Origin of the sequence: Jiangella alba (assembly GCF_900106035.1) — a bacterium.
Lineage (GTDB): Bacteria > Actinomycetota > Actinomycetes > Jiangellales > Jiangellaceae > Jiangella > Jiangella alba.
Genome location: NZ_FNUC01000003.1, coordinates 407,271 through 420,832 on the forward strand (window position 1 = coordinate 407,271; position 13,562 = coordinate 420,832).

Annotated in this window: 11 protein-coding genes; 7 read left to right on the top strand and 4 right to left on the bottom strand. The window is 72.2% G+C overall.

Annotated features, from left to right (window positions below; translation table 11 throughout):
• Positions 1-7 precede the first annotated feature (7 nt).
• From BLV02_RS04550 to BLV02_RS04565, 4 genes are all read left to right on the top strand, one after another.
• The gene (locus BLV02_RS04550; RefSeq protein WP_069110301.1) at positions 8-2,149 is read left to right on the top strand and encodes a metallopeptidase domain-containing protein; all 2,142 of its coding nucleotides are present in this window, start codon (positions 8-10) and stop codon (positions 2,147-2,149) included.
• Between the two features lie 69 nt (positions 2,150-2,218).
• Entirely contained in the window at positions 2,219-2,680 is a 462-nt protein-coding gene (locus BLV02_RS04555; protein ID WP_141711467.1) for a hypothetical protein, read from the top strand.
• On the top strand, positions 2,677-3,228 hold the full coding sequence (locus BLV02_RS04560) for a TlpA family protein disulfide reductase (RefSeq protein WP_083288420.1): 552 nt from the start codon (positions 2,677-2,679) through the stop codon (positions 3,226-3,228). Before BLV02_RS04555 ends, BLV02_RS04560 begins: the two co-directional genes overlap by 4 nt.
• Positions 3,229-3,288: 60 nt before the next feature.
• Positions 3,289-4,587, top strand: a complete 1,299-nt coding sequence (locus BLV02_RS04565; protein WP_069110298.1) for a PucR family transcriptional regulator — start codon at positions 3,289-3,291, stop codon at positions 4,585-4,587.
• Positions 4,588-4,746: 159 nt separating this feature from the next.
• On the opposite strand, the gene BLV02_RS04570 is transcribed toward BLV02_RS04565, so the two are convergent.
• Together BLV02_RS04570 and BLV02_RS04575 are read right to left on the bottom strand one after the other, a co-directional pair.
• Positions 4,747-7,038 carry a M6 family metalloprotease domain-containing protein gene (locus BLV02_RS04570; protein WP_069110297.1) on the bottom strand — a complete coding sequence of 764 codons (2,292 nt, stop codon included), beginning with the start codon at positions 7,036-7,038 and terminating at the stop codon, positions 4,747-4,749.
• A gap of 368 nt (positions 7,039-7,406) precedes the next feature.
• Positions 7,407-9,518 carry an OmpL47-type beta-barrel domain-containing protein gene (locus BLV02_RS04575; protein WP_141711466.1) on the bottom strand — a complete coding sequence of 704 codons (2,112 nt, stop codon included), beginning with the start codon at positions 9,516-9,518 and terminating at the stop codon, positions 7,407-7,409.
• A 190-nt stretch (positions 9,519-9,708) separates the two neighbouring features.
• On the opposite strand from BLV02_RS04575, the gene BLV02_RS04580 reads away from it, so the two are divergent.
• Positions 9,709-10,608, top strand: a complete 900-nt coding sequence (locus BLV02_RS04580; RefSeq protein ID WP_074946149.1) for an IS982 family transposase — start codon at positions 9,709-9,711, stop codon at positions 10,606-10,608.
• Positions 10,609-10,746: 138 nt separating this feature from the next.
• Positions 10,747-11,241: a hypothetical protein gene (locus BLV02_RS04585; protein ID WP_069112991.1), complete on the top strand. Its 495-nt coding sequence runs from the start codon at positions 10,747-10,749 to the stop codon at positions 11,239-11,241.
• A gap of 16 nt (positions 11,242-11,257) precedes the next feature.
• Here BLV02_RS04585 and BLV02_RS04590 read toward each other — a convergent pair whose 3' ends face one another.
• Together BLV02_RS04590 and BLV02_RS04595 are read right to left on the bottom strand one after the other, a co-directional pair.
• The gene (locus BLV02_RS04590) at positions 11,258-12,109 is read right to left on the bottom strand and encodes an LLM class flavin-dependent oxidoreductase (RefSeq protein ID WP_069112992.1); all 852 of its coding nucleotides are present in this window, start codon (positions 12,107-12,109) and stop codon (positions 11,258-11,260) included.
• Positions 12,106-12,543: a PPOX class F420-dependent oxidoreductase gene (locus BLV02_RS04595; RefSeq protein ID WP_069113243.1), complete on the bottom strand. Its 438-nt coding sequence runs from the start codon at positions 12,541-12,543 to the stop codon at positions 12,106-12,108. The genes BLV02_RS04590 and BLV02_RS04595 overlap by 4 nt, the downstream gene beginning before the upstream one ends.
• A gap of 123 nt (positions 12,544-12,666) precedes the next feature.
• On the opposite strand from BLV02_RS04595, the gene BLV02_RS04600 reads away from it, so the two are divergent.
• Positions 12,667-13,524, top strand: coding sequence for a helix-turn-helix domain-containing protein (locus BLV02_RS04600; RefSeq protein WP_069113244.1), 858 nt, complete (start codon positions 12,667-12,669; stop codon positions 13,522-13,524).
• Positions 13,525-13,562: the final 38 nt, after the last annotated feature.

A 13,562-nucleotide genomic window follows, 5' to 3' on the forward strand; every position in this document is an offset into this window, starting at 1 on the left:
AACGCTCATGAGACTCATGCACCGACCCCGCCGAACGCTTCGCGCCGCAGGTCTCACGTTCACCGCCGCAGCCCTCGTGCTCGGAATGTCCGCCGCGGCCGTGCAGGCCGATCCGCCGGACTACGTCGTCCAGCCGATCGACCCGCAGAACTGGATCAACCAGTACGACATGACCTGGGACGACTGGACCGACATCCCGGGCACCGAGTGGAACGACCCCGACGTCAAGCCGAGCGAGCGCGGCCTGCGCATCGCCCTCGTCGCGGTCGACTTCAAGGACATCCCGTTCGTCATCACGCAGCCGAAGGGGTCGGACCCGTTCGGCAACCCGCAGATCGACCCGATCCAGCGCGAAGAGGTCCCGGACTTCTACCGCGACTACTACATGGAGCCGAACGAGTACAACCACGGCCGCACCATCCACGAGTACTGGATGGAGCAGAGCCGCGGCCGGCTCGGCGTCAACGAGATGGACACGTTCGGGCCGTACACGCTGCCGCGCAACCAGTTCGAGTACGGCCTCAACGAGAGCTGGATCCGCAACGCGCCGGGCGAGCACTGTCCCGAGGGCTACACCTGCAACGGCAACGTCGAGGGCGACACCGACAACCTGTGGCGGGCCGACCTCGCCGAGCAGGGCACGCCCTGCGTGGGCAGCCGGTGCGGCTACGACGTCGTGCTGCGCGTCTACGCCGGCTACGACCAGACCTCGGTCTGGCAGGAGTTCGGCGAGATGATGTTCGACTCCAAGGAGGACGTGCCGGACGAGTGGGGCCCGCCGGAGTGGCTGGACCCCGACGACTCGATGCCGAACTGGGCGCCGACCCGCTACGTCGAGTGGACCTCCTGGCTGGCGTCGTCGCAGCGCTGGGGCAGCGCGTCGATCCGCCAGGCGGAGAGCTCGGGCACCATCACGCACGAGATGGGGCACTTCTTCTTCAGCATCGGCGACAACAACAACAATCCGTTCTCGGACCGGCAGAGCCCGCCGTCGCCGTTCCATCGGGTGGGATCCGCACCCTGGGACATGATGGACCGCGGCTCGTTCAACGGCCCCGGCGGTCACCACATGCGCTGGGTGGTGCCGCCGAACATGGGCGGGTGGTCGCCGGCCGGCCTGATGGTGCGCAACAAGATGCTGGCCGGCATCGCCGACAACCTGGTGGAGCTCAGCCGGGAGAACCTGGCGAACACCGGCGTGTACGTCGACCGGGTCACGGCGCGCGCCGTCGACGCGGGTGAGGACGGCACGTCCGGCGTCCGCATCAGGCTGGACGGGCCGGGCCAGTTCGCCGACCGCACCCCCGCCTGCGACGCCGACACCGACCCGTTCTGCCACACCGAGCCGGTCACGCAGGGCGGGCAGCTCACCACCGGGTGGGACGACTACACCGTCGAGGTCGTCGACCGCATGGGCTTCGACTCGTTCACGCCGGACAGCGGCGTGATGATCGCGAAGAACAAGCCGCGCGGCTCGACCACCTGCGGCTACAGCTGCTTCAACTGGACCATCGACGCCAACCCCGATGACATCGGGCTGGTCGACTTCTACCGCCCCGACGGCACCCCCGTCATGGCGTCGATCGCCGACCACCGCCAGCTCAACGACGCCCTCTTCCACGCCGGCACCAACTCCGGCTCGGAGTACGAGTACGTCGACGAGCACAACCGGCTGCACTTCTACGTCATCGACATGCAGCGCGACGACGACGGCGTGCTGTCGTACGACCTCGCGGTGCGGTCGCTGGACGGCGACGGCGCGCAGGACCGCGGGGTGGAGCTCGGCGACGGCGACGTCGAGGGCCTGCGGACCAGCCAGGCGGCGCAGTGCACGTTCCCGCTGACGAACACCGGCTCGGCCGCGACGAACACCGCGGGCCACCCGACCGACGTCGCGTCGAAGCTGGACAACGACGTGTACCGGCTGTCGGTGGCGTCGAGCGGCAAGGGCTGGACGGCGCAACTGGACAACGCGCTCACCACCGCGCGGGCCGGCGACACCGTCGAGGTGCCGGTGTACGTCACCCGCGAGACGCCGGCGGCGCGCGAGACCACGGTCACGCTCACCGCGACGTCGGAGAGCGACCCGGCGGCCACCAGGTCCGTCACCTGTACGGTTGCGGTCAAGGACACCAACCCGCGCCGCTGATCTCGAGTGGGCACCCGGGCGGCGGCGCGTGCCGTCGCCGCCCGGGCTCCCGGTGAGGGGACACATCCCGTGCAACGTTTGCGTGGCCGCGCGGCGCTCGCCGCCGCTGCCGTGATCCCGGTGCTGCTGGCCGGGTGCTCCGGATCGTCCGACGACGCCGAGGCGTCCGGCTCCGGCTCCGAGGCCGGTGTCGTGCGGGTGCTCATCCCGGACGGCAACCTGCGCCGGCTGGGCGAGCCGTGCAACGGGGCGGGCGCGTTCCGCTCCGTCCACGCCCAGGCGACCTTCACGGTCGAGGACGGCGACGGCGTCGAGGTGGCGCGCGGCGAGCTGCCGGGCGGCACCGCGGAGCAGATGATGGACGTCAGCTTCCGCGAGGGCATGCGGCAGCCGACGATGTGCGTCATGACCGTCGACGTCGAGGGGCTGACCTCGCCGGACGGCCTCGAGTTCGTCGTCGGCGACGGCTTCGCCGTGCCCATCGAGCCGGCCGACGACGCGGAACTGATCGGAGAGGTGTTGATCTCGTGAGGCGGCTTCTGACCGGTGTGGTCGTGGCGGTGCTGGCGCTGGCCGGGTGCTCGGGGTCGGACGACCCCGCCGCGGTCTCGTTCGAGCTGCCCGGCGACGTGCCGGCCGACGTGACGTTCATCGACGCTCCGCCGACCGCGCCGCCGGCGCCGTCGTTCGAGCTGGAGCTGCTCGACGGCAGCACCCTCGACCTCGCGGAGCAGTGGGAGCAGCGGCCGGTCGTGCTGGTGTTCTTCGAGTCGTTCTGCGAGCTGTGCGCGCAGCAGCAGGCCGACATCACCGCGCTGAGCGAGGAGTACCGCGACACCGTCCTGTTCGTCGGCGTCGGCAGCGCGACCAGCGCGGACGACGCCGCCGAGTACCTGCGCGAGCACGACATCGCGTATCCGGTCGGCCTGGACCCCGACGGCGAGGTGTTCCGGCGCTACGGTGTCGACGAGCCGCCGCTGGTGGCGTTGATCGCGCGCGGCGGGCAGCTGATCCGCGGCTGGCCGGGTGGCGTGGACGATCTCGGCAGCCAGCTGACGGAGTTCGTCGTCGCCGGGTGACGGATTCATCCGATTCATCCCGGTAGCATGTGATATGTTACTGCGCGGGCGGAGGTGACCATGGAACTCTCGATGCAGCAGATCCTGGAGAGCCTGGCGCAGCGGGTGGCGCGGCCGGCCGTGCTCGAGGACCGGTACATGCGGCTGCTCGCGTTCAGCTCGCACGACCGGCCGATCGACGACGTGCGGGAAGACTCCATCCTGCGCCGGCACGCCTCGTCCGAGGTGCGCGGCTGGCTGAAGCGGTTCGGGCTGCCGAACCTGCGCCGGCCGCTGCGGCTGCCGGCCAACCCCGAGCTGCACATGCTGCCGCGGGTCTGCGTCCCCGTCGTCTACCGCGGCAAGCTGCTCGGCCACCTCTGGTTCGTCGACGCCGACGGCAGCATGAGCGACGCCGACCTCGACGCGTGCGTGCAGGGTGCGGCCGAGCTGGGCGAGTGGCTGCATCGCGAGAGCGTGGCCAGCCTGTTCTCGTCCGCCCGGCTGGCCGACACCATGCACATGCTGCTGAGCAGCTCGCCGATGAGCGCCCAGGCCGCCGGCAGCCTCATCGACGCCGGCTACATGCCCGAGCGCGACGGCGTCGTCGCCGTGGTGCTGCAGGGCGTGCCGCGCCGCTCGTCCGCCGTCGACATCGAGGACGCCCTCGCCCAGGCCGTCGCCGACTTCCGCCGCGTGGTCCGGCGCGGCCAGGCGCTGGACCTGATCAGCCGCGACCACGCCGTCCTGCTGCTGTCCTGCGCCGGCGACCACGACATCTACGTCGACGAACGGGTCGAAGGGCTGGTCGAACTGACCCGGTCCGCGTTGGGCGGCGCCGGGTCCGACGCCGCCCTCGTCGTCGGCGTCGGCAGCCGCCGCGACGCGCTCGAGCACGCCTACGCGTCCTTCCGCGAGGCCCGCATGTCCGCCGACGCCGCCCGCCTGCTCCCCGGCCTCGGCGACGTCGTGCACTGGTCCCGGCTCGGCATCCACCAGATCGTCGTCAAGCTGGCGTCGCTCGGCGAGGAGGTGCCGACCGTCCATCCCGGCCTCGGCCACCTGCTCGACGACCCCGACGCGCTGCCGCTGCTGGAGACCCTCGAGACCTACCTCGACGTCGCGGGCAACGCCCAGCTCACCGCCGAACGCCTCAACCTGCACCGGACGTCGCTGTACTACCGGCTGCAACGGCTGGAGCAGCTCGCCCACACCAACCTCAAGAGCGGCGCCGAGCGGCTGGCCCTGCACCTGTCGCTCAAGGTGGCACGCATGACCGGCCAGTACGCGCCCCGCCAGGCCGGCCCGGCCGACGCCGCCGTCCCCGACGCCACCGGCACCGACAACGTCACGCCCTTCCCCGCGGTGGCCTCTCGCTGACGCTCCGCCGTCGACCGACCATGATCATCAACCTTTTGGGCTGCTATGACGACGCAGAAGGTTGATGATCATGGAGGGGCGCGGCGGAAGGAACCGGCCACCGGGGCCGCCGCTGCGGTCGGCGGCACCCGGTGGCCGGTGGGTGGTGGGGCGTGGCGGTCAGTCCGTCGGCAGCTCCGCCGCCAGCGACACGAGTGCGGCGCTGACCAGGGTGCGGGCACCCGTGCCGGCGACGTCCTCGGACATCGTCGCGAACCGCTCGAGGGCGCGCTCCGCGCCCCGGCCGCTGGCCCGGTCGGCGATGTCCAGCTGGGCCTTCAGCCGCTGGTGCTCGCCCTGGGTCAGGAACCCGCCGGACCGGTAGTCCGCGAGCAGGCCGCGGGCGTTGTCGTACCCGGCCTCGACCGAGTCCGCGGTCAGCTCGACCTCGACGGTGACGGTCGCGTCCGGGTCGGTCTCGCTGGTCGCCGTGACGGTCAGCGTCGCCGTGTCCGAAGCGTCGTCACCGGCCGTGGCGTACGCCCAGACCGGCACCGTCTTGCCGGCCGCGGCCGCCTTGATCTCGTACGGCAGGCTCACGTCCCAGCCCTCGCCGTCGACCGTCGAGGAGATCCGGTACACGTCCGAGCCGTAGATGCCCGCGCCGGCCTGACCGGTGTTCGTCAGCGGCAGGTTCACCAGGGCGGTCGAGTCGCCGACGGCGTACGCGGCGGCCTCGCCCAGCGCGGCGCCGCGCGCGTACGGACCGGCCGCGTCGGTGTTGCGCACCGCGACGTCGTAGAACAGCTCGCCCGCCTTGTCGCGGTAGGTGTCCAGGACGTAGAAGTGCAGCTTGTTCGGCGCGTCGAGGTACTCGTACTCGCTGCCCGACCCGGTGCCGGCGTGGAACGTCGCGTCGTCCAGCTGACGCGGGTCGCCCTTGACGACGGGCACCGGCTCGCCGCCGGTCTCGGTGGCGTTGCCCGGCCGGTAGAAGTCGATCCGGCCGATGTCGTTCGGGTTCGCGTCGACCAGCCACGCCCGCGGCGAGCCGCTGTTGCGGGACTGGCCGATCAGCACGCCGTGCCCGGCGATGAAGGAGTCGTTGCCGACCCGCTCGACCACCTCGAGGTTGAACTGGTTCCAGGCGGTGCTGCTGGGCGTGCAGAAGAACGGGTCGTCGGTGCGCGCCTGGCAGGTGCCCGGGACGAACGGGCTGTCCAGCGACACGCTGAGGCCGACCATGTCGCCGTCCGGGATGTACTCGCGGCCCTTGAGCGGCGTGACGGCGACACCGTCCTGGGCGAGGCCGGCCCGGGTGAGGCTGACGAACTCCTCCGCCTTGACGACGCCGAGACGGCCCTGGCCCGTGGTCTTGAAGTACAGCGTGTGGTGCGGGCCGAGCGCCGAGCCGCCCGCGTTCGGGACCTGCCAGCGGTTGTGCGTGCCGCCGGGTCCGTTGAACGAGCCGCGGCTCATCATCTCCCAGTAGCCGGTGCCGGCCCGGCCGGTACCCGGGTCGAACGGGTTGTTGTAGTTGTCCGGCAGGCCGCGCAGGTGGCTGAACTCGTGCGCGAACACGCTGAGGCCGGAGTTCTCCGCCTGGGTGGACGTGCCGCCGCCGGCGTTCGGCCAGTGGTTGGCCGCCGACTGCCACGAGGTCCACGGGACGTAACGGGTGGGCACGGCGTTGGGGATCGGGTTGCCGGCCGCGTTGAGGACCGGGCCCTCGGTGGCGCCGGGCGGGCCGAACTCCGGCGTGACGTCCGCGGGGGTGCGGAACATCATCTCGCCGAACTCCTGCCAGGTCGACGTCTCGTCGTGGCCGGCGGTCACGTAGAAGCCGTTGTCGAAGCCGCAGAGGCCCGACTCACAGCCGATGTCGGCCCGCCAGAGCGCGCCGCCGTCGCGCCGGACGTCCTTGTTGCAGGTGTCGCCGGCCGGGCAGATCGAGTTCGGGCCGGTGACCGGTGCGTGCGACTGCGCGCCGTACTCGTGCAGCTTGCCCGGCATCTGGTAGGGCCCGAACACCTCCACGGTGACGCCGATGCGGCCGTGGCTGGTCTCCATCCAGTAGCCGTGCAGCGTCTGGCCCTGGTTGTACTCGTTCGGGACGGCGTAGTAGTCGTAGTACCACTGGTTCACCTCGTCGGGCGAGACCGGCTGCCACGGCGGCAGCGGGTTGCCGAACGGGTGCGACTCCGGTTCCTGGCTGATCAGGAACTTCTGGTCGGTGTACTCCAGCAGGATCACCGCGGTGCGGTACTGGCTCTCCGAGCCCTGGCTGGTGGTGTCCTGGTTCCACGCGTCCGGGCGGATCTGCTGGTAGTCGTCCCAGGTCATCTCGGCCTGGTCCTCCCAGACCTGCTCGTCGACCGGGACGATGGGCCCGGTGCCGGCGTCGTCGGCCGCACCGTCCTCGGCGTTGGCCGTCACCACTCCGGCCGACGCCGAGAGCGCCAGCGCCGCCACGCCGACGATCGCTCTGGCCCGCCAAGCCCTCCCGTGTCTCGCGGGCCGCCGTTCTGTCCTCGCCGTCACTGCGCCCTCCCATGGGTAGACGCCGGTCCGCGGGGGTCTGCGGACCGGTCCGGCGACCGTAGGCCGGGGTGTGGCCCACGGTCACCGGACAGGTGCATGGAGATCGGCCGCGTCAGTCGGACATCTGTCGGGTCCCTAGGGTGTGTCTCCCAAGTCCATGGCCTACTGCGCGACGCCCAGGCGGCGCCTCGCGGCGTTCTCGTCAGTCGTCATAGAACCCCGCTATGACTCCCTCCTCGCACCTTGCGAGGCATCCACCTGGACGCCGCTCGCTACGGCCGAGTCTCGGGAGACGCACCCTAACCCCGGCCCCGGTTGTCGATGGTGATCGACCGGGTCGCCTCGGTGTTGTCGTTGCGGTCGTTGGAGCGGTACTGGAGGGTGTGCACGCCCGGTCCACGGAACCGGAACGGCTCGGTGTAGGTGTGCCAGGGGCCGGTGCCGTCGACGCGGTACATGACCCGGTTGACGCCCGAGCCCCACGAGTCGTCGGCGGTCAGCGTGATCGTCGGGTTGGTGTACCGGCCCTCGCGGTCCGGGCGCTGGTTCAGTGTCAGCACCGTCGTCGGCGCGTCGACCTCGATGGAGCGCAGCGCCGCCCGCAGGTCCGGCCGCGGCCCGATGTTCTGGTGCGCGTTCGTGGTCTGCGGCGCGCCGGTCGCCCGCAGCAGGTCGTTGATCTGCGCGGTCGTCCACGGGCCGAGACCGACGGACGTGACGTAGGACTGCACGGCGACGACGGCGTTGGTGACGATCGGGCCGGCGCCGGACGTGCCGCTGAACGAGCGCGAGTAGGCCCGGTTGTGGTCGTTGCCCAGCTCGGCGCAGAGCACGTTGCAGTAGCCGGTCGTGTAGATGTCCTGACCCCACGCCTGCAGGTCGAAGCGCTGGCCGTAGTTCGAGAAGCTCAGCCGCGCCCGCGCCGGGTCGTTGGCGCGCAGGCCGCTGCCGCCGGCGCCGGCGAAGATCGCGCCGGAGTGCTGGACGGCGGGGTCGAACCACTTGACCCCGTTGAGCGTGTACATCGGGTCGTCGGTGTCGGTGTTGCCGTTGCCGCCGGTGAGGACGACGTTCGCGCCCATCGCCGTCAGCACCTTGTTGGCCTCGAAGACCGCCGGGATCCACTCCAGCGGCGCGTACCGGCTGCCGCCGAGCGGGCTGCCGGTCTGCTGCTCCAGGATCAGCGCGTCGCCGGGACGGACGAACGGCCGGCCGGCCTCGTCACGCAGCGTCGCGACGAATGCCAGCGCCGGGCCGGGCCGCCACGACGTCCGGCCGTTGCCGAGGTCCTCGACCGGCGAGATGCCGTAGATGTCGACGTCCGGCACGCCGCCGGTGACGCCGTAGCCGTTGTCCTTCGCGGCGATCTCGCCGAACACCGCGGTGCCGTGGTCGTCGCCGAAGGTGTCGATGCGGACGAACCGGCCCTGGCCGATGTCGCTGGACCAGTCCAGCTGCAGGTCCTCGTGGAACGGGTTCCAGTTGTACTCGAGGTCGATCACCCGGATGCCGGCGCCGCGGACCCGGGGGTCGCTGCGGACCAGCTCGGCGTCGATGCCGTTGTGGGTGTCGGACGGGCGCAGGTAGCCCTGCAGCGGGGTGAGGTCCGGCGTCGGCTCGGCGGGCGGCGGGGCCGGCTCCGGCGACGGGTAGGCGTAGACGACCTCGGGCAGCGCCGTCAGCTCGGCCAGGACGGCGTCGACGTCGGCGCCGGCCGGCAGCAGCGCCGTGTACCAGGACGCGAGGTCCGGCAGCGGCTCCGCGGAGCGGGCCTGCGCCCGGCTGGTGGCGGCCGCGAGGTCGTCGACCTGGCCGGGCTCGACGAACGGAATGAGAGCGCTCACATCGTGCCGGTCGAGGATGCCGCGGACGTCGTCCAGGCTCGCGCCCGTGGTGCTGCGCAACGTGGCCTCGCTGCCGCCGCGGACCCGGTAGCCCTCGGCGAACTTGAGCTCCAGGCTGACCTCGGGCTGGACGGCCGCCGCGCCGCCCACCTCCGCACCGTCAGCGGTGCTGGCGGTGACCCGCAGGGCGCCTGTCGACGGCGTCAGGTCGCCGGCCGCGGCCAGCTGCTGCTTGTCGACGTGGACGACGAGGTCGTCGGCGCCGTCGCCGTCGACGTCGTTGACGGAGCCGATGACGGCGCCGGACTCGGACCGGGCCGCCGCGACCTCGCCGACGGCGACGGTGTCGAGGTCGATCTCCGTGACGTCCACGGCCGGTGAGCCGTGCACCGTCACCGGGATCAGGCCGGGGCCGGCGAGGTTGACGTGGCCGGACAGCCCGGCCGAGACGTCGACCTCGACGCCTGGGCGGTCGGACGGCCCGGCCTGTGCGGGCGGGGCGAGGAGGGCGTAGCCCGTCACCGCGAGGGTGCCGAGCGCCACGCCCGCTCGGAAGCGTCGTGTCATGGGGGTCTCCTTGTCGCCGGGGGACGGGGATTGCGCCCGAACATAGGGAAACCCGGATGAATGGTCACCACGCATGTGTCTGAAACCCCGCGGCGGCGGGCCGACATCTGTCCTAGATGAGTGAGCCCTATTGATCTTGTGGGTGTGTCGCTGTCGATAGACATGGGTGGAGGGCGTCGAGGATCAGTGTGTGAGCAATGATCTTGACGCCCTCCTGACCGCACTCTATGTCCATGTCGAGGATCGTGTCTTCCCGGTGTTGGGGTGGTCGCGTGATCACCGGCCGGGCCGCAAGCCGGGGCTGTCCGACGGTGAACTGATCACCCTGGCGGTGGCGCAGCAGCTGCTCGGCGTGGCGTCGGAACGGCGGTGGGTCCGGTTTGCGCGCGCCCGGCTGGGCGGACTGTTCCCCTACCTGCCCGGCCAGTCTGGATACGGCAAACGACTCCGGTCCTTGGGAGGGCTGCTCGCCGCGGTCATCACCGAACTGGCCCGGGACACGCCGTCCTGGCACGACGATCTGCGGCTGCTGGATTCCACCCCGCTGCCGTGCGCGGCGTCGCGGGAGACGGTGAAGCGCTCGGACCTGGCCGGGCACGCCGGTTACGGCTACTGCGCCAGTCACTCGCGGTTCTTCTGGGGATTCCGGCTCTACCTGGTCACCACCGCCGAGGGCATGCCGATCATCTGGGGTCTGGCCAACCCCAAGATCGGCGAACGCGACGCCGCCCGGGCGCTCCTCGACCACGACCACCACCTCGTCGCGTCCGGGCAGGTCATCCTCGCCGACAAAGGGTTCGCCGGGCGCGACTTCGACCAGTTCGTCACCAGCCTGGGCGCGCACCTGATCCGGCCCGACCGCAAAGACGAACCGACCAGACGGGGCAAACTGGCCCGGGTCCGCCAATGGATCGAAGCCGTCTTCGACACCCTGAAAGGTCAGCTCACCCTCGAGGAACACGGCGCCCGCACCCTGAACGGAGTCCACGCCCGCATCGCCGCACGACTACTCGCCCTCGCCACCGCGATCTGGCACAACTGGCACACCGGCACCCAAGCCAAACGATCCCTGATCGCCTACGACCACTAACGATCAATCGGACTCACTCATCTAGTGGCGGCGATGAGAGCTGTCTCACCGCCGGCTCACGCTGTGCCGCGGCGTGCTCCGGAACGCTCGGACGCAGAGAGCCGGCGCCCCCGCCGGCCGCTGCGAAGGGACAGGACCATGAAGCGCACCGCACTCGTGATCGCGGCAGCCCTGTGCGCCACGCTGCTCGGCGCGGTTCCCGCCCAGGCCGAGGAGCGCACCTGCCGCGGCACCATGGGCGCCGTGACCGTCGACAACCTGCGCGTCCCCAGCAACGCGACATGCACCCTGAAGGGCACCCGCGTCAAGGGCACCATCAAGGTGGAGCGGGCCGCCACGCTGTACGCCAGCGGCGTGCGGGTGGTCGGCAACGTCCAGGCCGAGAACCACCGGCACGTGTCGCTGACGTCGTCGACGGTCGGTGGCAGCGTCCAGCTGAAGCAGGGCAAGACGGCCACGGTCACGTCGAACCGCGTCACGGGCGACGTCCAGTCGTTCACCAACCGAGGCAAGCAGACGATCTCGTCCAACCGGATCGACGGCAACCTGCAGTGCAAGGAGAACGCCCCGGCGCCGACGGGCAGCCGCAACGTCGTCCAGGGCACCAAGGAGGACCAGTGCCGCCGGCTCTGACCCCCTGAGAGCCGGCTCAGGCGCCGCGGGCGTCCGCGACCAGCTCGCGGACCCGCGGCGCCGTCTCGCCGGCGAACCGCTGGACGGCCGCCGGGTCGCCGGTCATCAGGATGAACGTGCTCACGCCGTCGGCCAGCGCCAGCTCGGCGAGCTGGTCGGGCGGCAGGTCGGCGCCGAGGTTGAGCAGCCGGCGGATCGCCGCCGGATCCCGTCCGGCCTCCTCCGCCGCCGCGTCGACGACGGCGTTCCCGGCGGCCAGCGCCCCGGGCTCCAGCGCGGGCAGCGACGGCAGCCAGCCGTCGGCCAGCCGCCCCGTGAGCCGCAGCATCCGCGGCCCGTACGCGCCCAGCCAGATCTGCATCGCGTGCGCCGGCCGCGGCCCGCGCGCCGTCCCGTCGACCCGGTAGTGCCGGCCGCCGGCGCGCACCCCGCCCGGCTCGTCCACCGCCCACGTCGCCCGGACGATCTCGATCGCCTCCGCCAGCGCCTCGACCGCCTCGCCGGGCGTGCGCGCCGGCCCGCCCATCGCCGCGATCGCGTCCCAGTAGCCGCCCGCGCCCAGTCCCAGCTCGACCCGCCCGCCGCTGAGCAGGTCCAGCCCGGCCGCCGCCTTCGCCAGCACCGCCGGCGGCCGCAGCGGCACCGGGTGGACGTTGCCGGCCAGCCGCACCCGCGACGTCCGCGCGGCGACGAAGCTCAGCAGCGTCCACGTGTCGAGGAAGCCGGGGTGGTACGGGTGGTCCTGGAACGTGACGAGGTCCGCGCCGGCCCGCTCGGCCAGCCGGGCCAGGTCGACGACGGCGCCGGGGCGGCCCGGCTCTGGCAGCAGGTTGACGCCGAAGCGCAGGTCGTGGCCGTAGTCGGTCACGCGACGTTCCGGGCGGACAGCTCGAACGCGCCGCCGTCGAGACCCCAGGCGAGGACCCGGCGGGCCCGGATGCGCAGCCAGGCCGGCGCGAACGGCATGACGCCGGTGATGCGGGCGCCGAGCGCCTCGCCGCCCTCGGCGAACGTCTCGGCGGTGCCGCGGACCTCGATGCCCCGCGGCGTCCACGGATCCGTGCTCGCGAGATCGTCGACGACGTAGGCGACCTCGGGGTGGGCCAGCGCGTCGCGGAACTTGCGGCTGGCGCCGAAGTCGGTGCCGGCGTGCCCGGCGACGACGATCGCGTCGGCCTCGGGATCGTAGAAGACCCCGACCGGCGCGACGTGCGGGCGGCCGCCCGGCCCGACCGTGGCCAGCCGGCCCAGCGGCTGGCTCTCCAGGTAGGCGAGCTCGGCCTCGGTGAAGGTGTTCGACATGGCCACGATGCTGGTGCCGGGGCCGGCGCGGAGGGGAGGCCGCGGCAAGGCTGGCACCGTCAGGGCCACCCTCGCGCGGTCGTTCCGGTGGCCGGTCCGGGCGGCGGCGGTAGCCTGGGGACCGTGAGCGACAACGAGCTCGGCGCGTTCCTGCGCTCGCGGCGCGATGCCATCACCCCGGCCCAGGTGGGGTTGCCCGCCGGTCCGCGGCGGCGTGCGCCCGGGCTGCGCCGGGCCGAACTGGCGATCCTCGCCGGCGTCAGCGTCGACTACCTCACCCGGCTCGAGCAGGGCCGCGACCGCCATCCGTCCGCGCAGGTGCTGGGCTCGCTGGCCGAGGCGCTGCAGCTGTCGGCGGCCGAGCGGGTGCTGCTGCGCAACCTCGCGAAGACCACCAGCGGCGACTTCTACTGCCCGTCCATCGAGTCGCCGCCGGCGTCGGAGGTGCGGCCCACGGTGCGGGCGCTGTTGACGCGGCTCGAACCGGCGCCCGCGGTGCTGGTCAACCGCATCGGCGACGTGCTCGCGTGGACCACGGGGTACGAGCTGCTGGCCGAGCCGCTGGGGCTGCTGGCCGGCGACGCGCCGAACCTGGTCCGCTACCACTTCACCGACCCGCGGGCGCGGGCCACCTACCCCGACTGGAACACCGTCGCCGACGCGCTGGTGGCCAACCTCAAGCTCGACTCCGGCCCCGACGACGACCACCTGGCCGCCCTGGCCGACGAGCTGACGGTGCTGGCCGGAGCGGCGTTCGCGACCCGCTGGACGGCGCCCGCGTCGCCGGGCTCGCGCGCCGGCGTCGACCGCGTCGTGCACCCCGAGGCGGGCGAGCTGCGGCTGGCCTACGAGACGCTCGACCTCTCCGACGGCGAGCACCAGCGCATCGTCGTCTACCTTCCCGGCGACGAGCCGACGTCCGGCGCGCTGGACCGGCTGACCGGGCTGCGCCCCGGCTCGCTGCACGCCGTGGCCGGCTGACCCGGCCGTCCGCCGGCCGCCGGGCGCGCTCCCACGTC

Coding starts and splice junctions, on each gene's coding strand:
- BLV02_RS04550 (WP_069110301.1), top strand. CDS start 8: ATGAGACTCATGCACCGACCCCGCCGAACGCTTCGCGCCGCAGGTCTC.
- BLV02_RS04595 (WP_069113243.1), bottom strand. CDS start 12,543: ATGTCGAACACCTTCACCGAGGCCGAGCTCGCCTACCTGGAGAGCCAG.
- BLV02_RS04585 (WP_069112991.1), top strand. CDS start 10,747: ATGAAGCGCACCGCACTCGTGATCGCGGCAGCCCTGTGCGCCACGCTG.
- BLV02_RS04575 (WP_141711466.1), bottom strand. CDS start 9,518: ATGACACGACGCTTCCGAGCGGGCGTGGCGCTCGGCACCCTCGCGGTG.
- BLV02_RS04565 (WP_069110298.1), top strand. CDS start 3,289: ATGGAACTCTCGATGCAGCAGATCCTGGAGAGCCTGGCGCAGCGGGTG.